The sequence below is a fragment of the Methylosinus sp. DMC45 genome, from assembly GCF_056313885.1.
This window is the reverse complement of the sequence record NZ_JBQUZK010000056.1, coordinates 56,724-82,362: the sequence shown is the minus strand read 5'-3', so window position 1 is coordinate 82,362 and position 25,639 is coordinate 56,724. Positions and strand designations below refer to the sequence as shown.

Annotated in this window: 27 protein-coding genes and 2 tRNA genes; 14 read left to right on the top strand and 15 right to left on the bottom strand. The window is 66.5% G+C overall.

All coding sequences use genetic code 11. From position 1 onward, the window contains the following. Positions 1-59: 59 nt before the first annotated feature. The 3 genes from ACT53T_RS19510 to ACT53T_RS19500 are packed head-to-tail and all read left to right on the top strand — an operon-like array spanning position 60 to position 2,634. Positions 60-1,079, top strand: coding sequence for an ABC transporter substrate-binding protein (locus tag ACT53T_RS19510; RefSeq protein WP_476162505.1), 1,020 nt, complete (start codon positions 60-62; stop codon positions 1,077-1,079). A 2-nt stretch (positions 1,080-1,081) separates the two neighbouring features. Further along, positions 1,082-1,849, top strand: a complete 768-nt coding sequence (locus tag ACT53T_RS19505) for an ABC transporter ATP-binding protein (RefSeq protein ID WP_476162504.1) — start codon at positions 1,082-1,084, stop codon at positions 1,847-1,849. After that, positions 1,846-2,634 (top strand): ABC transporter permease, encoded by a 789-nt coding sequence (locus ACT53T_RS19500; protein ID WP_476162503.1) that lies wholly within the window; start codon positions 1,846-1,848, stop codon positions 2,632-2,634. The genes ACT53T_RS19505 and ACT53T_RS19500 overlap by 4 nt, the downstream gene beginning before the upstream one ends. Positions 2,635-2,672: 38 nt before the next feature. On the opposite strand, the gene ACT53T_RS19495 is transcribed toward ACT53T_RS19500, so the two are convergent. Both ACT53T_RS19495 and ACT53T_RS19490 read right to left on the bottom strand, forming a co-directional pair. Beyond that, complete coding sequence (locus ACT53T_RS19495; RefSeq protein ID WP_157235116.1) at positions 2,673-2,891, bottom strand: hypothetical protein; 219 nt, start codon at positions 2,889-2,891, stop codon at positions 2,673-2,675. 27 nt (positions 2,892-2,918) lie between these two features. Next, the gene (locus ACT53T_RS19490) at positions 2,919-4,286 is read right to left on the bottom strand and encodes a L,D-transpeptidase family protein (RefSeq protein WP_476162502.1); all 1,368 of its coding nucleotides are present in this window, start codon (positions 4,284-4,286) and stop codon (positions 2,919-2,921) included. 283 nt (positions 4,287-4,569) lie between these two features. On the opposite strand from ACT53T_RS19490, the gene ychF reads away from it, so the two are divergent. Continuing rightward, positions 4,570-5,667, top strand: coding sequence for a redox-regulated ATPase YchF (gene ychF, locus ACT53T_RS19485; protein ID WP_400769755.1), 1,098 nt, complete (start codon positions 4,570-4,572; stop codon positions 5,665-5,667). A 49-nt stretch (positions 5,668-5,716) separates the two neighbouring features. Here the strand turns inward: ychF and ACT53T_RS19480 are convergent, their stop codons facing one another. Then, positions 5,717-6,082 (bottom strand): hypothetical protein, encoded by a 366-nt coding sequence (locus ACT53T_RS19480; RefSeq protein ID WP_018266706.1) that lies wholly within the window; start codon positions 6,080-6,082, stop codon positions 5,717-5,719. A gap of 96 nt (positions 6,083-6,178) precedes the next feature. On the opposite strand from ACT53T_RS19480, the gene ACT53T_RS19475 reads away from it, so the two are divergent. The 4 genes from ACT53T_RS19475 to ACT53T_RS19460 all read left to right on the top strand — a co-directional run bounded on the left by ACT53T_RS19475 (position 6,179) and on the right by ACT53T_RS19460 (position 7,843). Next, complete coding sequence (locus ACT53T_RS19475) at positions 6,179-6,871, top strand: HAD-IA family hydrolase (protein ID WP_476162501.1); 693 nt, start codon at positions 6,179-6,181, stop codon at positions 6,869-6,871. Between the two features lie 51 nt (positions 6,872-6,922). Next, positions 6,923-6,997 (top strand) — tRNA-Val (locus ACT53T_RS19470). Positions 6,998-7,103: 106 nt separating this feature from the next. Further along, a tRNA-Thr gene (locus tag ACT53T_RS19465) sits at positions 7,104-7,178 on the top strand. A 212-nt stretch (positions 7,179-7,390) separates the two neighbouring features. Continuing rightward, positions 7,391-7,843, top strand: coding sequence for an FKBP-type peptidyl-prolyl cis-trans isomerase (locus tag ACT53T_RS19460; RefSeq protein ID WP_476162500.1), 453 nt, complete (start codon positions 7,391-7,393; stop codon positions 7,841-7,843). Positions 7,844-7,948: 105 nt separating this feature from the next. Here ACT53T_RS19460 and ahpF read toward each other — a convergent pair whose 3' ends face one another. Next, a complete protein-coding gene (ahpF, locus tag ACT53T_RS19455) occupies positions 7,949-9,502 on the bottom strand; it encodes an alkyl hydroperoxide reductase subunit F (protein WP_476162499.1) in 1,554 nt (517 codons plus the stop codon). A 219-nt stretch (positions 9,503-9,721) separates the two neighbouring features. Beyond that, entirely contained in the window at positions 9,722-10,285 is a 564-nt protein-coding gene (gene ahpC / locus ACT53T_RS19450; protein WP_018266702.1) for an alkyl hydroperoxide reductase subunit C, read from the bottom strand. A gap of 153 nt (positions 10,286-10,438) precedes the next feature. Between ahpC and ACT53T_RS19445 the strand changes: the two genes are divergently transcribed. Further along, the gene (locus ACT53T_RS19445; protein ID WP_476162498.1) at positions 10,439-11,425 is read left to right on the top strand and encodes a hydrogen peroxide-inducible genes activator; all 987 of its coding nucleotides are present in this window, start codon (positions 10,439-10,441) and stop codon (positions 11,423-11,425) included. A gap of 140 nt (positions 11,426-11,565) precedes the next feature. Here ACT53T_RS19445 and ACT53T_RS19440 read toward each other — a convergent pair whose 3' ends face one another. The 4 genes from ACT53T_RS19440 to ACT53T_RS19425 all read right to left on the bottom strand — a co-directional run bounded on the left by ACT53T_RS19440 (position 11,566) and on the right by ACT53T_RS19425 (position 15,443). Further along, positions 11,566-12,549 carry a threonine ammonia-lyase gene (locus ACT53T_RS19440; protein ID WP_476162497.1) on the bottom strand — a complete coding sequence of 328 codons (984 nt, stop codon included), beginning with the start codon at positions 12,547-12,549 and terminating at the stop codon, positions 11,566-11,568. 1 nt (position 12,550) lies between these two features. Next, the gene (locus ACT53T_RS19435; RefSeq protein WP_476162496.1) at positions 12,551-13,345 is read right to left on the bottom strand and encodes an enoyl-CoA hydratase; all 795 of its coding nucleotides are present in this window, start codon (positions 13,343-13,345) and stop codon (positions 12,551-12,553) included. Further along, complete coding sequence (locus ACT53T_RS19430; protein ID WP_476162495.1) at positions 13,342-14,733, bottom strand: DUF2252 domain-containing protein; 1,392 nt, start codon at positions 14,731-14,733, stop codon at positions 13,342-13,344. Before ACT53T_RS19430 ends, ACT53T_RS19435 begins: the two co-directional genes overlap by 4 nt. Positions 14,734-14,828: 95 nt before the next feature. Next, positions 14,829-15,443 carry a hypothetical protein gene (locus ACT53T_RS19425; protein ID WP_476162494.1) on the bottom strand — a complete coding sequence of 205 codons (615 nt, stop codon included), beginning with the start codon at positions 15,441-15,443 and terminating at the stop codon, positions 14,829-14,831. Positions 15,444-15,672: 229 nt separating this feature from the next. On the opposite strand from ACT53T_RS19425, the gene ACT53T_RS19420 reads away from it, so the two are divergent. Both ACT53T_RS19420 and ACT53T_RS19415 read left to right on the top strand, forming a co-directional pair. Then, positions 15,673-16,443, top strand: a complete 771-nt coding sequence (locus tag ACT53T_RS19420; RefSeq protein WP_476162493.1) for a hypothetical protein — start codon at positions 15,673-15,675, stop codon at positions 16,441-16,443. 111 nt (positions 16,444-16,554) lie between these two features. Beyond that, positions 16,555-17,271: a HisA/HisF-related TIM barrel protein gene (locus ACT53T_RS19415; RefSeq protein ID WP_476162492.1), complete on the top strand. Its 717-nt coding sequence runs from the start codon at positions 16,555-16,557 to the stop codon at positions 17,269-17,271. A 140-nt stretch (positions 17,272-17,411) separates the two neighbouring features. On the opposite strand, the gene fae (ACT53T_RS19410) is transcribed toward ACT53T_RS19415, so the two are convergent. From fae (ACT53T_RS19410) to mch, 5 genes are all read right to left on the bottom strand, one after another. Continuing rightward, positions 17,412-17,978 (bottom strand): formaldehyde-activating enzyme, encoded by a 567-nt coding sequence (fae, locus tag ACT53T_RS19410; protein WP_018266693.1) that lies wholly within the window; start codon positions 17,976-17,978, stop codon positions 17,412-17,414. Between the two features lie 258 nt (positions 17,979-18,236). Beyond that, entirely contained in the window at positions 18,237-18,746 is a 510-nt protein-coding gene (gene fae / locus ACT53T_RS19405) for a formaldehyde-activating enzyme (RefSeq protein ID WP_018266692.1), read from the bottom strand. A 137-nt stretch (positions 18,747-18,883) separates the two neighbouring features. After that, positions 18,884-19,753, bottom strand: a complete 870-nt coding sequence (locus ACT53T_RS19400; RefSeq protein ID WP_476162491.1) for a triphosphoribosyl-dephospho-CoA synthase — start codon at positions 19,751-19,753, stop codon at positions 18,884-18,886. Continuing rightward, the gene (locus tag ACT53T_RS19395) at positions 19,746-20,717 is read right to left on the bottom strand and encodes a RimK family alpha-L-glutamate ligase (RefSeq protein ID WP_400769743.1); all 972 of its coding nucleotides are present in this window, start codon (positions 20,715-20,717) and stop codon (positions 19,746-19,748) included. The genes ACT53T_RS19400 and ACT53T_RS19395 overlap by 8 nt, the downstream gene beginning before the upstream one ends. Next, complete coding sequence (mch, locus tag ACT53T_RS19390) at positions 20,671-21,648, bottom strand: methenyltetrahydromethanopterin cyclohydrolase (protein ID WP_024881061.1); 978 nt, start codon at positions 21,646-21,648, stop codon at positions 20,671-20,673. The genes ACT53T_RS19395 and mch overlap by 47 nt, the downstream gene beginning before the upstream one ends. 210 nt (positions 21,649-21,858) lie before the next feature. On the opposite strand from mch, the gene ACT53T_RS19385 reads away from it, so the two are divergent. Next, entirely contained in the window at positions 21,859-22,053 is a 195-nt protein-coding gene (locus ACT53T_RS19385) for a hypothetical protein (protein WP_018266688.1), read from the top strand. A 123-nt stretch (positions 22,054-22,176) separates the two neighbouring features. On the opposite strand, the gene ACT53T_RS19380 is transcribed toward ACT53T_RS19385, so the two are convergent. Next, entirely contained in the window at positions 22,177-22,794 is a 618-nt protein-coding gene (locus tag ACT53T_RS19380) for an FMN-dependent NADH-azoreductase (RefSeq protein WP_476162490.1), read from the bottom strand. A 77-nt stretch (positions 22,795-22,871) separates the two neighbouring features. Between ACT53T_RS19380 and ACT53T_RS19375 the strand changes: the two genes are divergently transcribed. Together ACT53T_RS19375 and ACT53T_RS19370 are read left to right on the top strand one after the other, a co-directional pair. Continuing rightward, positions 22,872-23,279: a winged helix-turn-helix transcriptional regulator gene (locus ACT53T_RS19375; RefSeq protein ID WP_400769742.1), complete on the top strand. Its 408-nt coding sequence runs from the start codon at positions 22,872-22,874 to the stop codon at positions 23,277-23,279. Between the two features lie 61 nt (positions 23,280-23,340). Next, complete coding sequence (locus ACT53T_RS19370; protein WP_476162489.1) at positions 23,341-25,638, top strand: hypothetical protein; 2,298 nt, start codon at positions 23,341-23,343, stop codon at positions 25,636-25,638. The last annotated feature ends 1 nt before the right edge of the window (position 25,639 follow it).

The following is a 25,639-nucleotide window of genomic DNA, read 5'->3' as shown; positions in this document are numbered from 1 at the left end:
GTTGGGGATATCCTTCTTCACCGCCCCGTGTTTGTCGAAAAATCGAGGTGAGGCAATCGATGACGAAACGCTTCGCAGCACAGATCGCGGCTTTGGCTTTTTTCCTCTCCGCCCTTCCGGCCCTCGCGCTGGACAAGGTCTCCTTCGCCACCAATTGGCGGGCGCAGGCCGAGCATGGCGGCTTTTATCAGGCCCTCGTCGACGGCACTTACGCCAAATACGGCCTGGACGTCACAATATTGCAGGGCGGTCCGCAGTCCAACGCGCGGCTGCTGCTCGCCGCCGGCCGCGTCGATTTCTGCATGGGCGCCAATCTCATCCAGACCTTCTCCGCCGTGCAGCAGAAGGCGCCCATCGTCGCCGTCGCCAGCATGTTCCAGAAGGATCCGATCATCTTCATGTCGCATCCGGGCGAGGGCTTCGATCGCTTCGAGGATCTGCCCAAAGCGACCGCTTTCGTCGGCAATGACAATCTCGTCTCGGTCTATCAATGGCTGAAACAGGCCCATGGCTTCAAGGAAGAGAAGATCAAGCCCTACACCTTCAACTCGGCGCCCTTCCTCGCCGACAGGAAATCGATCCAGCAGGGCTATCTGACCTCGGAGCCTTTCGAGATCGCGCGTCAGGGCGGCTTCACGCCCAATGTGTTTCTGCTCGCCGATTATGGCTATGACAGCTATTCGACGACGATCGAGACGCGCAAGGAGACGATCGAGGCCAAGGCCGATCTCGTGCAGCGTTTCGTCGACGCCTCGATCATAGGCTGGTATCATTACATCTACGGCGACAATAGCGCCGCCAACGCCGCCATCCGCAAGGACAATCCCGAAATGTCCGAGGGCCAGCTCGCCTATTCCGTCGAGAAGCTGAAGGAGCGCGGCATTGTCGATTCCGGCGATTCGCTCGGCCTCGGCATTGGCGCGATGACCGACACGCGCGTGCGCAGCTTCTTCGACAAAATGGCCAAGGCCGGCGTCTTCCCCGCCGATCTTCCCATCGCCCAGGGCTACACCACGCGCTTCGTGAACAAGAAGGTCGGGCTGGAGCTGCAGCCTTCGCATGCCGCGGGGGCGCAGTGACGATGGGCGCCGCGGAGCCTCTGGTCTCGCTGCGCGGGATCGGCAAGAGCTTCGCCAATGGCGTCGCGGCGCTCGAGAATTTCGATCTCGATCTTCGCGACGGCGAGTTTCTGACATTGCTCGGCCCGTCGGGCTGCGGCAAATCCACGGCGCTGCGGCTCATCGCCGGCCTCGCGACGCCGAGCGCCGGCGCCGTCGATTGGCGTGACTCGGCCGCGGCGCACAACATCGGCTTCGTGTTTCAGGAGGCGACGCTGCTGCCCTGGGCCGATGTCTTCGCTAATGTCTATCTGCCGCTGCGACTCGCCGGCAAGACGCGCGAGGCCGCCGCGCCGCTGGTGCGCGAGACGCTCGCTCTCGTCGGCCTCGCCGATTTCGAGACGGCGTTGCCGCGCCAGCTCTCCGGCGGCATGAAGATGCGCGTCGCCATAGCGCGCGGCCTGGTGACGCGGCCGAAATTGCTGCTGATGGACGAGCCCTTCGCCGCGCTCGACGAGGTGACGCGCTTTCGTCTCGGCGACGATCTCCTCGCGATGAAGCGAAGGCTCGACACCACGATCGTTTTCGTCACCCATTCCATTTACGAGAGCGTCTATCTCTCGACGCGCATTCTCGCGCTTTCCGCGCGCGGCGGCGCGATCGTCGATGCGATCGACATAGATGCGACCATCGCGCGCGACGAGGAATTCCGCACGAGTCCCGAGTTCGCGCAATATTGCCGGCGCGCTTCCGCCGCTCTGCGCAGCGCCTATGGGGAGGAGCTGCGATGACGCAGCCGAGCCCGCTTCGCGAGACATTGGCGCCGCTGGCCGTGCTGGCCGTCGCGCTCGCCGCTTGGGAGGCGGCGGTGCGTTTCTGGGCCATTCCGCCCTATGTGCTGCCCGCGCCGAGCCTCATCGCCGAGACTCTGGTGAAGGACTGGGACCTTCTCTTCGCCGCCCTCCTCGTCACGCTGACGACGGCGCTGGAGGCTCTGGCGCTGGCGACGATCGGCGGCGTCGCTCTGGCTCTGCTCATCTCGCGCTCGCGCTGGATGGAGCGCGCGCTGATGCCCTTCGCCATCGTGCTGCAGGTGACGCCCATCATCGCCATAGCGCCGCTGCTGCTGGTCTATCTCGCCCCCGCCGAGGCGGTGCTGGTCTGCGCCTTTCTGGTCGCCTTCTTCCCCATTCTCGCCAATACCTCGCTCGGCCTCGCCTCGGTCGATCGCTCACTGGTCGAGCTTTTCGATCTCTATCGCGCCTCGCCCTGGCGCAAGCTCGTCTATCTGCGCGCGCCGGCGGCGCTGCCGCAGTTTTTCGCCGGGCTGCGCATCGGCGGCGGGCTCGCGCTGATCGGCGCGATAGCGGCCGAGCTCGCGGCCGGCGCGGCGGGGCAGGGGGCGGGCCTCGCCTTCCGCATTTCGGAGGCGGGCTACAGGCTCGACATTCCGCGCATGTTCGCGGCGCTGGCGCTGGTCTCGCTGGCGGGGATCGTCATTTATGCGGGGCTGACGGCGCTGTCGCGTCTCGCCCTCTCACGCTGGCACGAGAGCGCGCGGGGATTGGACGATTAGAGCATCCTTCTCCCGCTCGCGGGAGAAGGAGTCGCGCCTCACCGTCCGACGCCCACTTGCGCGCATCGCGCATCGGCGGTCTTGAAATAGATCGGATCGCAGGGCGCGAAGTCCTCGGGACACATCTTCTCGCAGAATTGCACGGGGACGACGACATAGGTCTGCGCCGGCTGCGGCTGGCGGGAAGGGCGCTCGCCGGCCTGCGCCGCACTGAGCGCGCCGAGCAGAGCCGCGACGAAAGCAATCGAAGCGCGCATCGCGATTCCTCCGAAGTCTGGAGCGAATCAGCGATCTCCGCGCGCTTCGCCCACTGCGTCGACCCCGTATATATCGTTGCGGAAATGGACCGTGCCATTCGCGGAAGCCCATCCGGTCATGTACACCCATACGACCGGCACGGGCTTGGGCAGATTCACGTCCTGGCGCTCGCCGCCGGCGATCTTGGCCATTATGGCGGCCTTGTCCCATTGGCCGCCCGGCGCGCCGCCGGCGCCCTCCAGCAGCCAGGCGGCGAGGTCGTAGACGCCCTCGACGCGCACGCAGCCATGCGAGAGAAAGCGGTAGTCGCTGGCGAAGAGCCGCTTGCTCGGCGTGTCGTGCATATAGACGGCGTGCTTGTTGGGCATTGCGATGCGGATCGAGCCGAGCGAGTTCTGCGCGCCGCTGTCCTGGCGCAGCGTGTAATTGACGGCGCGCTCGCTGGCCCAATTGATGGATTTCGGCTCCACCTCGGTCCCGTGATTGTCGAAGACGCGAATGCGCGCCTTGGCGAGATAGGACGGGTCCTTCTGCATCTTGGGCATGATCTCGTTCTTGATGATCGAGACCGGAACCGTCCATGTGGGATTGAGATTGACCGCGCCGACCTTCGCCTCGACCTCCGGCGAAGGATGCTCGACATCGCCGACGATCGCCGTATAGCGCCGCACGACATGGCCGTTCTCCACCGCGTCGACCGCGGCGGAGGGGATGTTGACGACGATATAGCGCGGGCCGAAGGGGAAATCATTGCCGGCGAGCCGCTGCGCCGAGGAGGCCAGCTGGCGGAAGCGCACCGAGGCGGGAATGTCCAGCTCGCGCAGCGTCGCGCCGGCGACCGCGCCGGTCTGCCGCAACCCCATGCGGAATTGAAAATGCTTCACCGCCTGGGTGAGGCCCGCGTCCCAGGCCTCGCCGCCGGCCGCTTCCGCCGGCAGATCGCCCTCCGCGACGAGCCGCTTGCGCAGCGCCGCCACCGCCTTGCCGCGCGCGCCGGGCTGCAATGGCGTCCCCACCTTGGGCCAGCCGCCGGCGTCGGCGATGGCCGCATAGCGCTCGGAGGCGAGCGAGGTGGCGAAGAAGGTCTCCGGCTGCAGCGCAGGGGTCGGATCGTCGGAGAGCGCCATCTCGCGCGGCGGCGCGGGCTTGGGCTTCGGCTTTGGTTTCGGCTTGGGCGCGGCCGAGGCCTGCGGGGCCGCCGTCGGCGCCGCGATGGGTTCGGCCGGGGCTGCGGGCGCGGAGGCGGGGGAAGGGGCAGGCGCAGGAACGGGCGCAGGCGCTGGGGCCGCCGGAGCCGCGGTCGGCGTGGGCGCCGGCGCGACAGGAGCGGCCGGAGCCGCCGAAGGCTCGGCGGCGGTTTGCGCCAACGCGGGAAAGAGCGGCGCTGCGAGCAATCCCGCCGCCGCGAATGTCGCGATCGCGCGACCAGCTCGTCCGATTCGTGATCTGTTTCGCATAGGGTTCCGCGCCAGAATCGCGCCCTCGAGATTCGCCGACGCTCTGCTTTTGTCGAAGCTTTTCCGCCTTGCGAGGCGCGCGGTCAACCCGCGCGGCGAGGATGCGCCTTTCTGCGGGGCGGAATTATGGAGACGCTGCGCCGCGGCCGCGCCCCTTGCCTTTTGCGCCGGTCCCGCCCATACCGCGCCGCAGCGAGATTGCGCGAGGAAACGGGACGCCATGGGCTTCAAATGTGGAATCGTCGGCCTGCCGAATGTCGGCAAGTCGACCCTCTTCAACGCGCTGACGCAGACGGCGGCCGCGCAGGCGGCCAATTATCCCTTCTGCACGATCGAGCCCAATGTCGGCGACGTCGCCGTGCCCGATCCGCGGCTCGAAAAGCTCTGCGAGATCGCCGGCTCCAAGCAGATCATCCCGACGCGCCTCACCTTCGTGGACATAGCCGGGCTCGTGCGCGGCGCCTCCAAGGGCGAGGGGCTCGGCAATCAGTTCTTGGCCAATATCCGCGAATGCGACGCCATCGCCCATGTGGTGCGCTGCTTCGAGGACGGCGACATCACCCATGTCGAGGGCGACGTCGATCCGATCCGCGACATAGAGACGATCGAGACGGAGCTGATGCTCGCCGATCTCGAGAGCCTGGAAAAGCGCGTCCTCCCGCTCGAGAAAAAGGCCAAAGGCGGCGACAAGGACGCCAAGGAGCTGCTCGATCTGATGCGTCGCTGCCTCGATCTGGTGCGCGACGGCCGTCCCGCCCGCCTCGTCACGATCGCGCCGGAAGAGCGCGGCGCGCTCGCAGGTCTCGGCCTCTTGTCGTCCAAGCCCGTTCTCTATGTCTGCAATGTCGAGGAGGGCGCCGCTGCGGAGGGCAATTCCTTCTCGCAGAAGGTCGCCGCGCGGGCGCGCGAGGAGGGCGCGGCGAGCGTCGTCGTCTCCGCCAAGATCGAGAGCGAGATCGCGGTGCTGCCGGCCGAGGAGCAGAAAGAGTATCTTGAGGCGGTCGGGCTCGAGGAGCCGGGCCTCAACCGCGTCATCCGCGCCGGTTATACGCTGCTGCGGCTCGTGACCTATTTCACCGTAGGCCCCAAGGAGGCGCGCGCCTGGACGATCGAGCAGGGCACGCGCGCCCCGCAGGCGGCGGCGGTGATCCATACGGATTTCGAGAAGGGCTTCATCCGCGCCGAGACGATCGCCTATGAGGACTATGTCGCGCTGCGCGGCGAGGCGGGCGCGCGAGAGGCGGGCAAGTTCCGGCTCGAGGGCAAGGACTATGTCGTCGCCGACGGCGACGTGCTGCATTTCCGCTTCAACAATTGATCGGACGAGAGCGAGCCTTCGGGCTCGCTGTCTCTTATTCGGGGTCTCGCTATTTCGCCGGCGGCGTGCAGACCACCGAGCTCTCGTTCAAGACGAAGCAGATCGACATCTGTCCCGAGCGCAGATCGACGCGGAACACGCCGCCCTCGCCCGTATGGCGGGAGGCGATCAGCGCATATTCGCTGAACTGCCCGGCCTTGGCGCCCTCGCCCGGCGGATAGCAGAGCGTCACGCCGACGGCCGCGCCCTCCTTCAGCCCATATTGGCAGGCCCCCACCTCGCCGCTGGCGCGGTCCAGGCGAAAGACTCGGTTGAGATCGGTCTGCGGGGCGGCGAGAAACTCGTAATTGCCGGCGAGCGCCGCCGGCGCCGCCAGGGCGGCCCCGAGAGAGAGGAGACGAATGGCTGCGCGCAAGGTTACACTCCTTCGACGAATCACAGGGCGCAGTCTACACGCCGATGCGGCAATCGCGAGACGGCGCGCAAGGGGATAGGTGCAAGGGGGCAGCGAATGGTCGGCGCGCCGACTCTGGTCTTCGATCTCGACGGCACGCTGGCCGACACCGCCGGCGATCTCATCGCCACCTTGGGCGTGCTGCTGGAGCGCGACGGCCGCGCGCCCGTGCCGCTCTCCGCCGTGCGCACGCTGGCCGGGGCCGGCGCGCGGGCGATGATCGAGCGCGGCTTCGCGGCCACCGGCGCGCCGCTCTCGCCCGAGCGGGTCGAGGCGCTGTTTCCCGATTTCATCGCCCATTATCGTGAGCGAATCGCCGTCGAGACGCGGCTCTTTCCCGGCGCGGAGGCGGCGCTGGAGCGATTCGCCGAGGCCGGCTTCGCGCTCGCCGTCTGCACCAATAAATCCGAGGAGCTGGCCGTTCTGCTGCTGGAGCGCCTGGGCGTCGCCGGGCGATTCGCCGCCATTTGCGGCCGCGACACTTTTCCTGCGCACAAGCCCGACGCGCGCGCGCTGACGCTGACGATCGAGAGAGCCGGCGGCCATGCGGCGCGGGCGGTGATGGTGGGCGATTCGCAGACCGACATAGCGACGGCCAAAAATGCCGGCGTGCCCGTGGTCGCGGTGGATTTCGGCTATACCGAAACCCCGGTCTCGTCCTTCGGCCCCGACCGGGTGATCTCGCATTTCGACGAATTATGGGAGGCCGTGGCTTCGCTCGGCGCGCTGGAAGCCTCCGCATGCACTTGACGGGAGACGCCGTCGTCTCTTACAGAACAGTTCGGCCTCGGTGAGGCCCTCGGGCGGCTAGCTCAGCGGGAGAGCACTCCCTTCACACGGGAGGGGTCACAGGTTCAATCCCTGTGCCGCCCACCATTCGCTCCACTTCTCCCCTTTGGACGATTTTCCTCCTTCCGCTCGGCGGATAGGAGCGGCGAATGTCTTGCGCAGTCGCGATCACTGTGGCACAAGGCCGCCCGACGCTGCAGTAGCTCAGTGGTAGAGCACTCCCTTGGTAAGGGAGAGGTCGAGAGTTCAATCCTCTCTTGCAGCACCATCCCACCCGCGCAACCTTCCCGCCCTCGAGCCTCGCCTCGCGTCATTCGCCGCTGGTTGACACCCGTCTGCGTCGCGGGCAGACAGGCTCGCGGCGGCGCCCGCGAAGGTCACGAAGGCCGACCTGTGGCTGATGATCGGCGGGGGCCGTTCGACCGCCCTCGCCGCTGCGCGCAGGGCTGCTCGCCGCGCCCAATTCCCAAAGGATCCGACATGCGCGCCCTATTCCGTTTCCACGCTCTGCCCGTCCTCGCCGCATTAGCGCTCGTCGCCGCGCCGCTCACGGCGCTCGCGCAGAGCCCTGCGACGACCACCACCGCCACCGGAATCAAGATCACCGACACCAAGGTCGGGACGGGCTCCGGCGCCGAGCCGGGGCAGATGCTGAAGATGCATTACACCGGCTGGGTTTCGCAGAATGGCGCCAAGGGCAAGAAATTCGACAGCTCGCTGGACCATGGCCAGCCCTTCGAGTTCCGCCTCTCGGCCGGACAGGTGATCGCCGGCTGGGATCAGGGCATTCTCGGCATGAAGGTCGGCGGCAAGCGCACGCTGGTCATTCCGCCGGAGCTGGGCTATGGCGCGCGCGGAGCCGGCGGCGTTATTCCGCCCAACGCCACGCTCATCTTCGATGTCGAGCTGATCGAGATCAAAGGGCAGATCTGACGGCCGCGCGCCGCTTTTGCGAGCGAAGCGAAGCAATCCAGAGACGAGGGGCCGCCCTGGATCGCTTCGCAGCTCACGCCTCTCGAACAGAGAAGCGAACTCGCGTCACATTCTCACCAGATGATCGAAGGCCGACAGCGCCGCCGTCGCGCCTTCGCCCATGGCGATGACGATCTGCTTATAGGGAACCGTCGTCGCGTCGCCGGCCGCGAACACGCCCGGCGCGGATGTGTGGCAGCGGCGGTCGATCTCGATCTCCTTATAGGGCGAGAGCGTCACCGCGCCATTCAGCCATTCCGTGTTGGGCAGCAGGCCGATCTGCACGAACACGCCTTCCAGCTCGACAGTGCGCGTCGCCTCGCTCTCGCGGTCGCGATAGACGAGGCCTGTCACCTTGGCGCCGTCGCCGAGAATCTCCGTCGTCTGCGCCGAGACGAGAATCGTCACATTGGGCAGCGAGCGCAGCTTCTCCTGCAAGATTCCATCGGCGCGCAGCTTGCCGTCGAATTCGAGCAAGGTGACATGCGAGGCGAGGCCGGCGAGATCGATCGCCGCCTCCACGCCGGAATTGCCGCCGCCGATCACCGCCACGCGCTTGCCTTTGAACAGAGGCCCGTCGCAATGCGGGCAATAGGCGACGCCTTTGGTCATATATTCCGTCTCGCCCGGCACATTGATGCGCCGCCAGCGCGCGCCCGGCGCCAGAATGATCGTCTTCGATTTCAGTGTCGCGCCATTGGCGAGCTTCAGCTCCGCGAGACCGCCGGCCTGCGCCGCCGGAACCAAGGCAGAGGCGATCTGGCCATTCATCACATCGACGGAATATTCGGCGACGTGACGCTCCAGCGCGGCGGCCATATGCGGGCCTTCCGTATGCGGAACCGAGATGAAGTTCTCTATGCCCGCCGTGTCCTGCACCTGGCCGCCGAAACGCTCGGCGACAATGCCGGTGCGCACGCCCTTGCGCGCGGCGTAGATCGCCGCCGCCGCGCCCGCCGGGCCGCCGCCGACCACCAGCACGTCGAAGGGCTCCTTGGCGGAAATGGCGGCCGCCTTCTTCTCGCCGGCGCCGGCGTCGAGCTTGTCGAGAATCTGCTCCAGCGTCGCGCGGCCGTGCTGGAAGGGCTCGCCATTCAGATAGACGGCGGGCACGGCCATTATGCCGCGCTCCTCCACCTCCTTGGGGAAGAGGCCGCCGTCGATCGCGACATGGCGCACGCGCGGATTGAGCGCGGCCATCGTGTCGAGCGCCTGCACCACCTCGGGGCAGTTCTGGCAGGTGAGCGAGAAATAGGTCTCGAAGCGATACTCGCCGTCGAGCGCCTTTATGCGCGCGAGAGTCTCCTCGTCCTCCTTCGGCGGATGGCCGCCGACATGCAGCAGCGCCAGCACGAAGGAGTTGAACTCGTGACCGCCCGGAATGGCGGCGAAGCGCAGGCCGACATCGGCGCCCTGACGCTCGATCGCGAAAGAGGGACGGCGCGAATCATCGTCGCTGCGCACATAGGAGATATTGTCCGAGATGCTCGCGACCTCCTGCAGCAGCTCGGCGAGCTCTGTGGATTTCTCGCTGTCGTCGAGCGAGGCGCGGAGCGTGATGGGCGTGACGATGCGCGCGAAATAGGCCTGCAGCTGTGTTTTCAGAGCGGCGTCCAGCATCTTCGACTCCCGATTTTCGAGAACAATCCCTCACCCTGAGGAGCCCGCGCGGCGGGCGTTTCGAAGGGTGCGCCGCAGCGCGCGCTGGAGCATCCTTCGAGGCTTTTTGCGTTCCGCAAAAAGCGCCTCGGGATGAGGCGGGGGAATTTTCGACGGCCTCGAGGCGCCCCCGGCCGGCGAACCGGCCGGAGACGTAATGCGAAATCAGATCTCGCCGAATCAGATCTTGCCGACGAGGTCGAGCGAGGGAGCGAGGGTCTTCTGGCCCTCTTCCCACTTGGCCGGGCAGACCTCGCCCGGATGCGCCGCGACATACTGCGCCGCCTTGACCTTGCGCAGCAGCTCGAGCGCGTTGCGGCCGACGCCGCCGGCGTTGATCTCGACGATCTGAATCTTGCCGTCGGGATCGATGACGAAAGTGCCGCGGTCGGCGAGGCCGGCCTCTTCGATCAGCACGTCGAAATTGCGGCTCAGCGTCAGCGTCGGATCGCCGACCAGCGGATACTCGATCTTGCCGATCGCCGGCGAGGTGTCGTGCCAGGCCTTATGCGCGAAATGCGTGTCGGTGGAGACGCCGTAGATCTCGACGCCGATCGCCTTGAAGGCGGCGTAGTTGGTGGCGAGGTCCTCGAGCTCGGTCGGGCAGACGAAGGTGAAGTCGGCCGGATAGAAGAAGAACACCGACCACTTGCCCTTGAGCGTGGCTTCGGTGACGTCGACGAACTTGCCGGCGTGGAAGGCGGTCGCCTTGAACGGCTTGATCTCGGAGCCGATGAGAGACATTCGATTTTCTCCTCGAGTAGTGAAGGCGCGCGGGGAGGCGGGTGGGTCCGCGGGCCTTCGGGGAAGACGCCCGGGAACCTAGAGGGGTTTCACCATCGATAAAAGCGAAAAAAACAGGCTTCAATAATCGAATTTAACGATTATGCTCTGCGAATGGCGGTTTTGCCCACCCTCAGGCAGCTGCGTTTTCTGGTCGCCGTCGTGGACGAGCGGCATTTCGGCCGCGCGGCCGAGGTCTGCCTCGTCGGCCAATCGACGCTCAGCGCCGGAATATTGGAGCTCGAGCAATTGCTCGGCGTGCGCCTCTTCGAGCGCACCAAGCGCAAGGTCTCGCCGACGCCGGTGGGCCGCGAATTGGCGGAGCGCGCGCGCACGCTTCTCCGCGAGGCGCAGGATATCGTCGAGCTGGCGCGCGCCGCCCAGGCGCCCATGTCCGGGCCGCTGCGGCTCGGCGTCATTCCGACCATAGGCCCGTTTCTGTTTCCGCGTGTGCTGCCGCGGCTGCGCTCCGCCTTTCCAGAGCTGAAGCTCTATCTGCGCGAGGAGCAGACCGAGCCTCTGCTGGCGCGCCTCGACGCCGGCGAATTGGACGCCGCCGTGCTGGCGCTGCCCTATCCCTCGCGCGGCATGGAGACGATCGATCTCGGCGAGGACGCTTTCGTCGTCGTCTGCCCGCCGGGCCACAGGCTCAGCCGTCTCGCCTCTGTCGGCCATGACGATATGGCGGCCGAGGATCTTTTGCTGCTGGAGGAGGGCCATTGCCTGCGCGATCATGCGCTCGCCGCCTGCGCGCTCGAGGGCGCGCGGCGCAATGTGGCCTTCCAGGGCACCAGCCTGCATACGCTGGCGCAAATGGTCGCCAACGGGCTCGGCGTGACGCTGCTGCCGCAAATGGCGCTGGACGCCGGAATATTGCGCGGGCTCGATCTCGTGGTGCGGCCGCTCTCGGGCGAGGCGCCCTTCCGCCGCATCGGCCTCGTCTTTCGCGCCTCCTCCGCGCGCAAGGAGACGTTCCGCCGCCTCGCCCGCGCGCTCGAGGGATTTTTGGCGGAGGCCGCGCCGGCGGAGAAAGCGAAAGTCTCTGCGACGCCTGCGCGCGGTGAGCGCAAGAGCGCTGCTGGCCTGCGACGACGTAAGTGAGGGCTGCGCCGCCCTCTCCCCAACCCTTCCCCGCTGCGCGGGAGAGGGGGCTGATTGCGCGTTTCATGGAGATTTCGCGTAGCGTTTGCCGCTTCCCTCTCCCGCGATAGTGGGGGAGGATGAGGGAGAGGGCGCTTCGCTCAGCTCGAATGCTCGAGAATCGCCGCGAAATCTTTCCGATCGACATTGCCGCCGGACGCGACGACGACCACCGTCTTTCCCGCGAAGCGCTCGCGCTCGATCAGCGCGCAGGCGAGCGCCGCCGCGCCGCCGGGCTCCAGCACGATGCGGAAATGCTCGGCGGCGACGCGCATCGCGGCTTCCACCTGCGCATCGCTCGCCTCGAGCCCTCGCGCGCCGCAGGCGAGCAGAATGGGCAGCGTGTGGCGACCGGGCGTCGGCGCCAGCAGCGCGTCGCAGATCGAGCCGGTGAGCGCGGCGTTGACCTGCGGCTCGCCGGTCTCGAGCGAGCGGCGCATATCGTCGAAGCCCGCCGGCTCCGCCGTGAACATTTGCGGCGCGCGCTCGAAGAGTTGCAGCGTCAGCGCAATGCCGGAGGCGAGCCCGCCGCCGCTGCAGGAGGCGATGATCGCATCCGGCGCAATGTCTTTCGCGCGCGTCTGCGCGAATATCTCGAGGCCGATGGTTCCCTGTCCGGCGATGGTGCGCGGATCGTCGTAAGGGTGAATGAAGCGCAAGCCGTCCTGCTCGGCGAGGCGGCGCGTCAGCGCATCGCGATCATTGCTCAGCCGATCGTAGAATTCGACGCGCGCGCCCAGCGCCTTCGTGCGCTCGAGCTTCACGCGCGGCGCGTCGCGCGGCATCACGATCGTCGCGGAAACGCCCAGGGCGCGCGCGGCGAAGGCGACGGCCTGCGCATGATTGCCGGAAGAAACCGCGATGACGCCGCGGCGCCGCTCCTCCTCCGTCAGCTGCAAGAGCTGATTGAAGGCGCCGCGCAGCTTGAAGGCGCCGATCGGCTGCAAATTCTCGGCCTTCGCCAATAGGCGAAAGCCGATCTCCTCATCGAGCAGCGGCGCCGTGAGCAATGGCGTCGCCTCCACATGAGGAGCGATGCGCGTCGCTGCGGCTTCCACATCGGCGAGCGTGAGCGGCGCGCTCATGTCATTGCCCTTTGAATTTCGGCTCGCGCTTCTCGAGAAACGCCGTGCGGCCTTCCGCATAATCGGCGCTGTCGAAACAGGCCGCGGCGAGCCTCTCGCAATCTTCCGCCGAGAGCGCATGAGGAAGGCCAGCCGCGCGTCTTATCGCGGCCTTGGCGGCGCGTAGCGTGAGCGGCGCATTGGCGGCGATCCCGCGCGCGATCGTCATGATCGCCGCGTCGAATCCGTCTTTCGGCAGCACGCGCGAGACGAAGCCCGCGGCGCGCGCGTCCTCGGCGTTGATGCGCCGCGCGGTGAAGAAGAGATCCATGGCGTTCTGCGGACCGACGGCGGCGACGACATAGCTCATCGCCTCCGGCGGATAGCCGACGCCGAGCCGTCCCGCCGGAATGCCGAAGACGCAAGCCTCCGCTGCAATGCGCAGATCGCAAGCGGCTGCGAGCCCCATGCCGCCGCCCATGCAAAAGCCGGCGATCGCCGCAACGACCGGCTTGCTCGATCGCGACAGCGCGTCGAAGGCCTCGACATTGGCCTGCTCATAGGCGCGGCCGCCCTCGGCCGTCGCGCGCACGGTGGAGAATTCCGAAATATCGGCGCCCGAGCAGAAGGGCAGCGACGGCGCGCCGGTCAGCACGATGACGCGCACGGTCTCGTCTGCGTCGAGCGCGGCGAGCAGCGAGGGCAGGGCGCGCCACATGGAGAAGTCGAAGGCGTTGCGGCGCTCGGCGTTGTCGATGAGGATGCGCGCGACGCCATCCTCGACGATGACGCGCAGCTTCGGTGTCGAATCGCTCATCGGCCTTTGTCGCTCCCTTCCGTTTGGTCTTTCGCCTTGGCGCGCCAGGCTAGAAACTCCGCGTGATCGCATGTGTTGCGCGCGGCGTAGAGCATGGCGAAGGACGCCATGGCGTCGTCGAAGGCGCCGCTCTTGCCCATATAGCCGCAGATGATCGCAGGATCGGCGGAGCGCGCATGGGCGCGCGCCAGCACGCTGCCGCAGAGCGCGGCGTAATCGTCGAGCGCATGCTCTTCGAAGAGCTCCGCCACCGAACCGAGGCGGCGATTCTTCAAATGGCGCACATAGAAATGCCGGCCCGTCGATTCGTCCTTGGCCCAGCCGAGGAAGAGATCGGTGGAGGCCTGCATCACGCGCTGGCCATGCACGACGCGCTTGCCCTCGGCGTCCTTCCATTGCGCTGCGGCCTCCGGCGCGAGCCGCGCCAGCACGGAGGGGCGCGCCTCCTTCAATTGCAGGAACAAGGGCTCGTTATCCGCGGTGGCGAAGAGACCGATGGCGCAGAATGTGCCGACGCTGCCGATGCCGACGACCTTGAAAGCCGTATCCGTCAGCGCATAGCGGCGCAGCAGCGCGACCACTTCTGGATTGAGCGTCGCGCCGCAGCTCGCGAAGGTCGCGGGTATGTCGAAACGCGTGGCGTCGCAGCCGCCATTGCCGATGTGATAGATGAGCGGCGGGCGCTCCTCTATGCGCAGGCCCAGCGGCGTCGAGTCGAGATGCGGGAAATTATCGTCCTCGCGATCGGGCCGCGTCGCTGCGACGAGGCCGCGCAATTTGCGCGCGAGCCGCTCGTCCAGCCCATCCGCGACATGGACGAGATCGATGCGGTCGCGCCACGCCTTCAGCGGCGACAGATGCGAGAGGCCGCGCATATGCCGGCGATAGCCCCGCGCGGCGATTTCCGCCGCCTGGCGCGCGCGCTTTTCGGAGCGGCCGGCGTCCAGCGCCGCGACGGCGAAGCTCGCGCAGAGGCGCCGCAGATCGACGGTGAAATCGACATTGGGCAATGTCTCGTCGAAATCGTTTATGTCGAAGAGCACATTGCCTTCCGACGACAAGAGCGCGCCGAAATTCATCAAATGGCAGTCGCCGCAAGATTGCGCGGCGAGGCCCGGCGTCGGCAGAGCGGCGAGATCCTCGGCCATGATGGAGGCGGCGCCGCGCAGAAAGCTGAACGGCGAATGCGCCATGCGCTCATAGCGAATGGGCAGCAGCGAGGCGACGCGCCCTTCGTCCGTGGCGGCCAGAATCGCGGTGGGGTCGCGCTCGACGGGCGAGAAATCCGCGAGGCTTTCGCGCGCGACGAAGCGCCGCCGCTCCTTGCCGGCGGCGTAGCGCTCGGCGAAAACGAGATGATGCGAAGCCCCGGCTCTATGATCCTGCATCGCAATTCTCCATGGCGCCGAGCGGCGCGAAACCGAGATGAAGCGCCGAATTTGCTCCCTCTCCCGCGCAGGCGGGGGAGGGGCCGCGGGCCGATCTAATCGATCGCCGCCTCAATGACGCGCGCCAGCGCGCCGAGCCGCTGCTCGATCAGCGCGGGCGTCTCGCAGACATAGGAGAGCGCGCGGCGGCGCTCGTCGAAGATGCGCAGATCCCATTGCAGCGCCTCGCTGGCGTCCTTGATCTTTTGCGCGTCCTGCGTCGGCTTGTCCTGCTCGGCGCGCATCGCCTGCGTCTCCTCGCGCAGCCGCTCGGCGAGCAGCTTCTGCTTGGCGCCATAGCGGTCGAGCCCGGAGAGCACCTCGCGGCGCTCGGCCTCGAGCGTGTCATAGACGCCGGCAAATAGCGCCGTCAGCCGCTCCTTGCGCTCGGCGCCGGCGGCTGCGGCGAAGTCGGAGACGAGCTTTTGCGCGGTCTCCAGCGGCGTGCGCCGCGCGCTGACGCGGGCGACGAGATCGGCGAGCGCGGACTCCTCGCGCCAGGCCTTCGCGCCCTCGAGCGAGGGACCGGTCCAGACGCCGGCGACGGCGACGCTCTGCACCTTCACCTGACGGCAGGGCCAATCGCTCTGCCCCGCCGCCTGCGGCTGCGCATGCACTGCGGAGGCGCAGGAGAGAGCGAGGGCCAGAGCGGCGGAAAGGTAAGTCTTCATGGGGGGGACGATCTGCGGCTGTGAGCGACGGGCCTCGTTTACGCCTTTTCGCCGCGCGCCGCAAAGGCGCGCCGATGCGCCCGGCGCCTCGCGGCGGCGGGGGGAGGAGGGCGGCTCGGGACGCTCCGACCCCTTTTGGTCAGGCGTTGTGTAGGCTTGCGAAAGCTTTGATTTTGCACTCACGGCGCGAGCGGTTCCGCCGGCCTGAAAAACGGTCTAGGATGAGCGAATGCGTCACGCTGGATTTTTCGGTATCAGTTCTTGGAACAAAAAAGCCCTATTTGACAGAGCCAGTAACGGCGGCGCATTGGAAAAAACTGAAACACCCGAATCCGGGCGCGATTTTGTCGAGTTGCCGGGCTTGCCCGTCAAAGATCGTTGGGGTTCCTGGGACCCGACGATTGTTCTCCCGAAAAGGCGTGTCGAGCTGCCGGTCGAACACCGCATTCAGCAAGCCAGCTGGGGACTGGTGCCGCTTATTTTGATATTTGTGATCGCGTTTCTAGCGTTCATCTTTTGGGAGATTTCGATATATCGGGCGGAGGGCTGGTGTCCCGCCAAGAACGGTCATCGTTATGGTTCGGATTGCTATTTCCCAATAGGCTTCGATATATTTATAGTTACACTAGCGCTTCAGGGAGCGTGGTCTTTGTGGCGCAAGAATGCTTACCTGGATTTGGCGTCACCTATCTCGGGTCCTCACCTCGTGATCACGGGTGACGCCTTGTGGCATGCGCACCTTTCTGAGCCGATAAAGTTTTCTGACATGACGGCGGTCCGACGCGGCGATGCGTTTTTGATCATTGACTGCCGCCACCCGGTGAAAAAGCTCAAAAAGATCGTTTCCGGGGTCCGCGTCTGGGGCGATCCGTCAACCCAATTCCGTTTTGCTACCGACGTATTCTGCAACGCGCCGCGAACTGCAGGGGAAGAACTCGATTGGGTAGAGGTGGTTCAGGCTCTAGCGGCGCAGCACGGCGCCGATATTCGGAATGCATGAGGTGTCAACCCTCATGCGCATAAGCTTCCATATGGAGAGGCGCAGGAAGGTCGGCTCATGGCGCGCCGCCGCCGTCGCGCGGGGGCGGCTTATCCCCTATAACGCGTCCCCATGCGGATCATCCCGGTCATCGACCTCAAAGGCGGCCATGTCGTGCGCGCCTTTCGGGGCGAGCGCGATTCCTATGCGCCGATCGTCACGCCGCTCGCCGTCGGCAGCGCGCCGGAGGCCATCGTCGCGGGATTTCTGCGGCTCTTTGCTTTCGACACGATCTATATCGCCGATCTCGACGCGATCGAGCGATGTGGCGATCATGGCGCGGCGATCGAGGCGCTGGCGAAGAGCTTTCCGCAAATCGGCTTCTGGGTCGATAAGGGCGCCGAAAGCGAGCCTGAAGGCTCGCGGTCCATTGCGGCGTCTGGACCGCGAGCCTTCAGGCTCGCCAATCTCTTTCCCGTCATCGGCAGCGAGAGTCTCGCGCAGCATGTCGTCCCCGATCTCTCGCATGACGCGCGCGCTATTCTCTCGCTGGATTTTCGCGGCGATGAATTTCTCGGGCCGCCTGGGCTGCTCGACGATCCACGGCTCTGGCCGCCGCGACTCATCGCCATGACTCTGGCGCGCGTCGGCGCCTTCGCGGGGCCGGATGTCGCGCTTTTGTCCTCGCTGGCGCGCCGCGCGCCGGGTCGGGAAATCTACGCCGCCGGCGGGCTGCGCGATGCGCGCGATCTCGAGGCGTTGACGCGCATCGGCGTCGCTGGCGTTCTCGTCGCCTCGGCGCTGCATGACGGGCGGCTGTCGGCGCAGGAGCTGCGTCGCGCCATGTGATGCGCTCGTCTGATCGCTTCGCGCGGCGTCGTCGCTTCCCTCTGCCCGCTCGCGGGGAGAGGGAGAGCCGCGCCGCTGAAACAGAAAGAGGAGCCGCGGGCGGCGGCTCCTCTTTGATTTATCGAAATATCGTCCGCGCCTCAGTCGGCGGCGGCGAAGGGGTGCTTGGCGGTCACGCGCTCGGAGAGGACGCGCGAGGCGCTCGGATCGCCCTTCAGCGCGCGGGCGATGGCTTCCTTCGTGGCGCGATAGTTGAAGTCCTGGATCTTCTGATCGTCATTGGCTTCCCAATGAATGAACACGCCGACCGAGATGAAGAGGTCGTCGGCCTGCTCGATCGGGATGATCCCCTCGGCGACGCTGTCGGCGACGGCCTTGGCGACGCCATATTGCGCCGGGCCGAACATCTGAACCGCCTGCTTGGCGTTCTTGATCGTCACCTTGTTGAAGAGGATGGTGTAGGGCTTGACCAGAAGGTTGGGCGCGACCACCGCGAGCAGGGTGGTGAAGCCGTCCTTATTGTTGACGAGCGCATTGGCGAATGCCGTCTCGGCGGAGCTGCCGCGCGGTCCGATCAGCAGGTCGATGTGCGCGACCTCATTGCCTTCGCCGACGAGCGATTCGCCGACCAGCAGCTTGGGGGTCGAGGAGCTGGAGCCGGCCTTCGGAAAGAGGGCGCCCAGAATCTTATCCAGTATCGAAGCCATATTCGATTTCCTTTCGGTCTGTTCGTCACGCCTTGGCGGCGTTGTTCTCGGCCTGCGCGAGGCCCCCCAATCTCGCTGCAACTTCCGTCAGGAAGCCGACTGGTGACGCGCCGACCGCGGATCGATTCGCTTCAATTCGAGTCGACGAAGAGGAGCCGCGGACGGCTCCTCGAATATCCGGCGACGGGGCGCCGCATCGCAGCGAGGCGACGACGCGCGCGAGGCGCGCCGACGCTCGCCGGCCGAACGAGCGTGAGCTCAGTTCGCGCCGAAAGGATGCTTGACGTCGTTGCGCTTGGCGACGACCTCGGCGGCCTTCGGCTCGCCCTTGACGGCGCGCGCGATGGCTTCCTTCGTGGCCTGATAGTTGTACTCCTGGATCTTCTTGTCGTCGTTGGCTTCCCAATGGATGAACACGCCGACGGAGATGAACAGGTCATCGGCCTCGGCGAGCGGGATCACGCCTTCGGCGACCGAATCGGCGACGGCCTTGGCGACGCCGGCCTGAGCCGGTCCGAACATCTGAACGGCCTGCTTGGCGTTCTTGATGGTGACCTTGTTGAAGAGGATCGTGTTCGGCTTGGCCAGCAGATTCGGCGCAACGACGGCGAGCAGCGTGGTGAAGCCGTCCTTGTTGTTGACGAGCGCGTTGGCGAAGGCGGTCTCGGCCGCGCTGCCGCGCGGTCCGATCAGCAGGTCGATGTGGGCGACTTCATTGCCTTCGCCGACGAGCGACTCGCCAACCAGGAGCTTGTTGATCAGGGCCATGTTTCTTCCTTTCGATAAACTCGACTTATCGCCCACGCGGCTGCCGGCGCGGGCGCCTCCCTCTCCTCGCCGGCGTCAGGCCGAAATGCGGCCGAGCCGGACGAGCCGGTCGCGAGACCATCTCGCGCGGCGCGAACTCAACCATTTTTGTGGACGTTCGGCAAGATGGCGAGGAGATAATCGACAAAAAGCGCGGCGACCGTCAGGTCCGCGCAGGCGCCCGGATTATAGCCGCTTTTTTTGAGAGAATGATCCAGCTCCAGCGCGATGCGGAACATGGAATCTCTGTCGTGCGCGGCGTCTAGAAGAGAAGCCGCTTCTTGAAAGCGCGTCAAGGTCTCGAGAGCGACTTTTTCGCCGAATTTCCGCTGGATATGCGTGTCGGCGAAATGTCGTGCGTAAGTCATGAAGACAAGCAGCGTCGCCGTCTCGCGGTCGCGCCCGCGCGCGCGCGCGTCGCGGAGCGCCTCCTGGCCCAGACCGAAAATATCAGCGAATCCATTGGCGTATTGCCGCGCGACGAGGTCGCGGTCGGCGGCGAGCGCCATGGCTTCGCGCAGCGAGATTTGCGCCGGCGCGGCGACGTCGTGCTGCGGCGCGGAGCCCAATCCGGCGGGCGAGGCGCGCAAGATGGCGCGGAAAGCGAGATCGGCGTCGGACGAATCGAGCGAGTCCAACGTCGCCACGAGCTTCTCCGCGAGCCCGCTCTCGCCCGCTCGCAATGCGGCGTGAGCGAGCGGCGCGCAGAGGAGGATAATGCCGAGATTGGTGTTGCAGCCGACGCGCGCCCAGGTCGCCTCCACCGCTCCGAGAATGCGCGCGCCGACGCTGGCGTCCGCCGCGGCGAGATGCGGAGCCGCGGCGGCGGCGCTGGCGATGAAGTCCTGCGCCTCCATGCCATGGCCGGGCGCATATATATGGACATTGCCGGGCTTGGGCGCTGCGAGCTCGTCCTCGCAGGCGGCGATGAAGGCGCGCGCGATCTGTTCCGAAAGCGGCTCAGCCATTGGCGCGGCGCGCGGCGGCGCCGATCGCCGTCATTATGTCGCCGGCGATGCGCTCGGCGATCTGATAGGGGGTCACGCTCTGCAGCCCGCTCCATCCCGGCATGCTGTTGACCTCCAGCACCATTGGTAGGCCGTCGGCGCCGCTGATGATGTCGACGCCGGCGAAATCGGCGCCCAGCGCGGCGGCGGCGCGCAGCGCCAATTCGCGCTCGCGCGCGCTCGGCTCGCAGGGCGTCGGCTTCGCGCCCTGGCGGATATTGGTGATCCAGCGTCGCGAGCGCCGCCGCATCGCGCCGATGATCTCGCCATGGGAGACGAGAATGCGCATATCCTCGTACCAGACGTCCCGCGGCGGAACGAAGCGCTGCAGATAGAAGACGCCGCGCGCTTCCTCCGTCGTCGGCAGATCCTCCTCGCGGCGGATGAGCTTCAGGCCCCAGCCCTGCGCGCCGAACAAAGGCTTCAGCACCAGCGGCGCGAGCCCGCATTCGCTGCGGATGATGCGCAGCGCCTCGGCGCGCGAGCCGGTCACGAAGGTCGCGGGAGTCGGAATGCGCGCGGCGGCGAGCAGAAAGCTCGCGGCGGATTTGTCGGTGCAGCGCTCGATCGCGCGGGCGCTATTGACCAGCGGAACGCCGAGCGCGCCGAGCGCATGCAGCACGCCGAGCCGCAGCGTGACGGTCTCCAGCGAGCCGTCGCCGATGGCGCGCACGACGGCGGCGTCCGGCAGCGCGCCGTGAAAGCCCGGAATGGCGATGAGCTGCGGCCGGGCCGTGTCGATCTTGCAGGCGGAAAGGCGCACGGGAACGGCCCGCGCGCCATGGCGCGCGAAGCCCTTGATGAGACGCTCGACATGCCAGTCGAGCTCGTCGGTGAAGATCGCGATGCGCGGCGCCCCCTCGCGGGGGCGCGCGGGCTCAGCCGAAAGAGGCTTCGAGCAGTTTTTCGTCGATGGCTCCGCCACGGAAAGTCTCGCCTGTCTCCACTGCCGTCACGATCGCCTCGGCGGGCGAGAACAGGCTGGGGTCGATCTTGTAGAAGTCGCCCTTATACGCTTTGAAAATTTCCGCGAAAGGCCGTCCATAGTCGCGCGAGGTCGAGCTCGGCAGCTTTTCGGCCAGCTCCTTGGCCGCCGCCGCCGATCCGCGCACGAAGAGATGGGCGCGGCCGGAGTAGATGATCGCGTCATTGGTGCGGCCCATGGCCGTGACGAAATCCGGGTGCGGCGGCGAGAGCGGCGCGGTGGCGATACCGTCCACGATATGCTCGAGCGGGAATTTCAGCTCATGCGCCTTGTGCAGCGCCACCTCGAGCACGCGGCCGACCACCTGCACGCTGCCGGCGAGGCTCTGCGTCGGCGCATAGACGAAGGCGAGCTTGTCGGGAGACACGCCGCAGTCATTGGCGACCTTGGCCACGACGGCCTCCGGCGGCGGCGCGCCGGCCTCGAGCACGATGGTCGAGCGATCGGCGGAGTCCTTATAAGGAAGCTCCTGGAACAGCGCCTCCTTGCGCGCCAGCGAGCGGCCGGGGCCGGAGCCGAGCGCGAAGAATTTCTCATGGGAGAGGCTCCAGCCGGCATATTGGCTGGCGAGGCAGGCGACGACCGGATCATTGCTGGAGACGGTCAGCCAGAAGGGCCAGTTCTTCTGGCCCGGAGCCGGCGAGAGCGTGACCTTGCCGAGGCCGCCGAGGCAGATTTCCGTGAGCAGCAGGCCCGCGTCGATGCCGCCCGCCACCTTGGCGCCGGCGTCGATCAAGAGCTCTCCGAGGCTTCCGCGCGAAACGGCGAGGCGATAGCGCTCCGCGCCCGCGACGAGCCTGTCGACGATCTCGCCCGCCAGCGCATTGACGCTCGCCGTGGCGCGCCCGCTCGTATCCAATGTCCCTGTCACGTCTTTTGTCCTCGATTGGGGACCGGCTCCCCGCGCCGGCCGAAATTGCGGCGCGACTTTACTAAGCTTTCGTCCCGGGCGAAAGCCGCGCCGGGCGAAAGGCCTGTCATTCCCCCGTCAAGAGACTCACACGAGAGCATTACACGCGCCTGCTAGAAAAGGGCCGTGATGCGGCGTCCGAGGGCTTACTCTTCTCGAGGAGAAGCGCAAATGGCCGACAATATCGCGGAAAAGTCCGGCGAGGCCGGCAAGAAGGACAATAACACGGGCAAGCTGATCGCCGGCGGTCTCGCCGCGGTCATCGGCGGGGTGGTGGGCTATGGCCTGTTGGGCGGCCCGGCCATCATCGCCAGCGCAGTGGTTTTCGGTCTCATCGGAGCGGCGCTGGGCTCCGTGTTCGATTGATCGCGTCGGTTGCGTGTGGCGTCGCGAGTCGCCGCCCTTCCGGCGGTCGTGCGGAATTCTAGGACGTAGTCATTTCCCCTTCAGGTCTCGGCCCCACGTTCGCCCGTGGGGCCGTTTTTTTGCTCAGGCGGCCTGCAGCGCGGCGATGTCGCGGCGCGCGGAGGCGAGCGCCTCCTCCTTCTGCGCCGGGCCGAGGCCGACGCCCTCGGCGCGCACGAAGGCGAAATCGGCGACGCCGAGATTGCCGAAGGTCGTGCGCAGATAGGCCTCTTGATGGTCCTGCGCGGAAAGCGTCTCATTCCCGGCATAGAGGCTGCCGCGCGTCGAGACGACGATGAGCCGCTTGCCGGTCACGAGGCCTTTGAGGCCGTCGGCCGTATAGGCGAAGGTCTTGCCCGGCACGACGAGATGGTCGATCCAGCCGCGCAATTGCGTGGGGATGGAGAAATTATACATGGGCGCGCCGATCACGACGATATCGGCGGTGAGAAACTCCTCCAGAATCGTGCGGGCGGTGGCTAGCTCGGCCCGTAGCGCCGCATCCTCCGGCTCCGCGCCGGCTCCGCGGGCGAAGAAGAGAGCGCTGGAGAGAATGGGCGGCGCCACGGCGGCGACGTCGCGATAGGCGACCTCGAGCCCCGGGATATCGCCGCGCAGCTTCTCCACCAGCTCGGCGGTGAGGCGGCGGCTCAGCGATTTCTCTCCCATAATGCTCGAGTCTATGTGCAAAAGGCGCGTCATGCGGCTCGCTCCTGGTATCAAAGGGTAACTTAGGCTAGGTTGCCCCCTGTCGCTGCGGCGCGCAAGGAGGCACATTTTTGGAACGGGGTCACATTCATGTTCCCGCCCAATGCGGGCGCATTGCGGCCATTCTATCGCGGATCGGCGACAAATGGACCGTGCTGGTCGTCGAATCGCTCGGCGCCGGGCCTTTGCGGTTCAACGAGCTGCGGCGGCGCATCGGCGGCATTTCGCAGCGCATGCTGACGTTGACGCTGCGCGCGGCCGAGCGTGACGGCTTCGTCACGCGCACTGTCTATCCCACTATACCGCCCCGCGTCGATTATGAGCTGACGCCGCTCGGCCGCTCTCTGCGCGAGCCGCTGCATCGACTCGGCGATTGGGCGCTCGAGCATGTCGAGACGATCGAGGAGTCGCGCCGCCGCTTCGACGCCGAGGCGGAAAAGCAGGCGGCGGCGCGGCCGCAGCGCGCTGTCGGCGCGTGAGCGCGTCCTTTGCGCTTTTGCAAAATTCATGCGCAATGCCGCGTGATCGAGATTCGTCGGAGTGAGCCGAGAAGTGACCGAGCGTCCGCAGACCAATGTTTCCCACGGCGCCGCCGCGCTCGTCTTTCTGGCCGCTGCGGTGGTTCTCGCCTTTCCTTGGGCGTCCGGCCGGGTCACCGTCCCTTGGGATGCGAAGGCGCATTTCCAGCCGCAATTCGCCTTTCTCGCCCATGCGCTGCATTCGGGACAATCGCCCTTCTGGACGCCCAATGTCTTCGCCGGCTCGCCGCAGCTCGCCGATCCGCAATCGCTGATCTTCTCGCCCTTCTTCCTCATCGCCGCCTGGCTCGTTCCCGAGCCCAGTTTCGCGCTCGAGGACGGCATTGTCTTCGCGATGCTGGCGATGGGCGGGCTCGCCTTCATCGCCTATTTCCGCGACCGCAAATTTTCGGCGGAAGGCGCGCTGCTCTGCGCGCTCGCTTTCGCCTTCGGCGGCTCGGCCGCCTGGCGCATTCAGCATACGGGGCAGGTTATGAGCCTCGCCTGGTTCCCGGTGACGCTCTTTCTGCTCGCCCGCGCGCTCGATCGCCGCTCGGCGCAATGGGGCGCCTATGCCGGCGTGGCGGCGGCCTTTCTCGTGCTCGGCCGCGATCAGGTCGCTTTTCTGGAAGTGCTCCTCCTCTCGGCCTACGCCGTCTTTCGCGTCTTTTCCGATGATGCGAAGATTTCCACCGCCGTCGCGCCGCTCGCGGCCGGCGCGGCCTGCGGAATCGCCATCATCATCGTTCCGCTGCTGCTGACGATGGAGCTGGCGTCGCAATCCAATCGGCCGGCCATCGATCTCGAAGGCGCCTTGCGCGGCTCGCTGCATCCGGCGGCGCTGCTCACTTTCGTCTCGGCCAATCTCTTCGGCACGGATGGTCCGCTCGCGAATTTCTGGGGACCGCCGGCGGCGGTTTTCGGCTCGCCGGATCTCTTTCTCGCGCGCAATATGTGCGACGTCTACATTGGCGCGCTGCCGCTGCTCTCGCTCATCGCGCTGACGCGTCACGGTCTGCCGTCCAATCGCGAGATCAGCTTCTTTTCTGCCGCGGCGCTGGCGCTGCTGCTCTATGCGCTCGGCCGCTTCACGCCGGCCTTCGCGCTGATGTTTCACATACCGGGCGTCGATCTCTTCCGCCGCCCGGCCGACGCGACCTTCCCGCTCTGCGCCGTGCTCGCCATTCTCGCCGGCTTCGGCCTCAATGTCGTCGCCAATGCGCCGAGCAAGCCGCCCTTGCGCTATCTCGCGGCGGCGCTGGGCGTTCTATTCGCGCTCGCCATTGCGCTCGCCTGGAGCAAGGATCATCTGTCCGCGGCGCTCCTGCCGCTCGCGCAGAGCGCCGGCTTCGTGAGCCTGGCCTTTCTCGTCATCGCCTTCGCGCCGCAGCTCGCCACGCGGCGCTATGCGCTGCTCGCCGCCGTCGGCGCGACGATGACGCTCGATCTCGCCTTCAATAATGGCCCCAATGAATCGACGGCGCTGCCGCCGCAGAATTTCGACGTGCTGCGCGCGGACACGCAAAACGACACGATCGCTCTCTTGCGCGCGCGTCTCGCGGCGACGGCGGCGCCGGATCGGCGCGACCGCGTCGAGCTCGCCGGCATTGATTTCCACTGGCCCAACGCCTCGCTGGTGCATGGCTTCGATCAGGAGTTCGGCTACAATCCGGTGCGCCTGCGCCTGCTCGAGGATGCGACCGGCGTCGGCGACCATCTCGCGCTTCCCGATCAGCGCGTCTTCTCCAAGCTCTATCCCTCCTATCGTTCGACGCTCGCCGATCTCATGGGGCTGCGCTTCATCGCGACCGGCGTGCCGATCGAGCAGATCGACAAGAATTTGAAGCCCGGCGATCTCGAATTCATCGCGCGCACCAAGGACGCCTATGTCTATGAGAATAAGCGCGCGCTGCCGCGTGTGCTGCTCGCGACCTGCGCCACGCGCGTCGATTTCGCGCAAATGATCGAGGATGGCGTTTGGCCCGATCTCGACTATCGCGCCAGCGTTCTGCTGCAGGAGCCGCCCGTCTGCCGCCATTCGCGGCCGGAGGAGGGCGAGGAGAGCGGCGCGCGCATCCGCTCCTATGGCAATACGGAAGTGGTCATCGACGCCAACGTTCCGCGCGGCGGCGGCTATGTGGTGCTGAATGACATCTACCACCCGTCCTGGACGGCGGAAATCGACGGCGAGCCGGCGGAAATTCTCCGCGCCAATGTTATATTCCGCGCCGTCGCCGTATCGCAGGGAAAGCATGAGGTGCGTTTCGTCTATCGCCCCTTCGACGAGCTGTGGCGGCGGCTGACGGGGCGGACGCAATGAT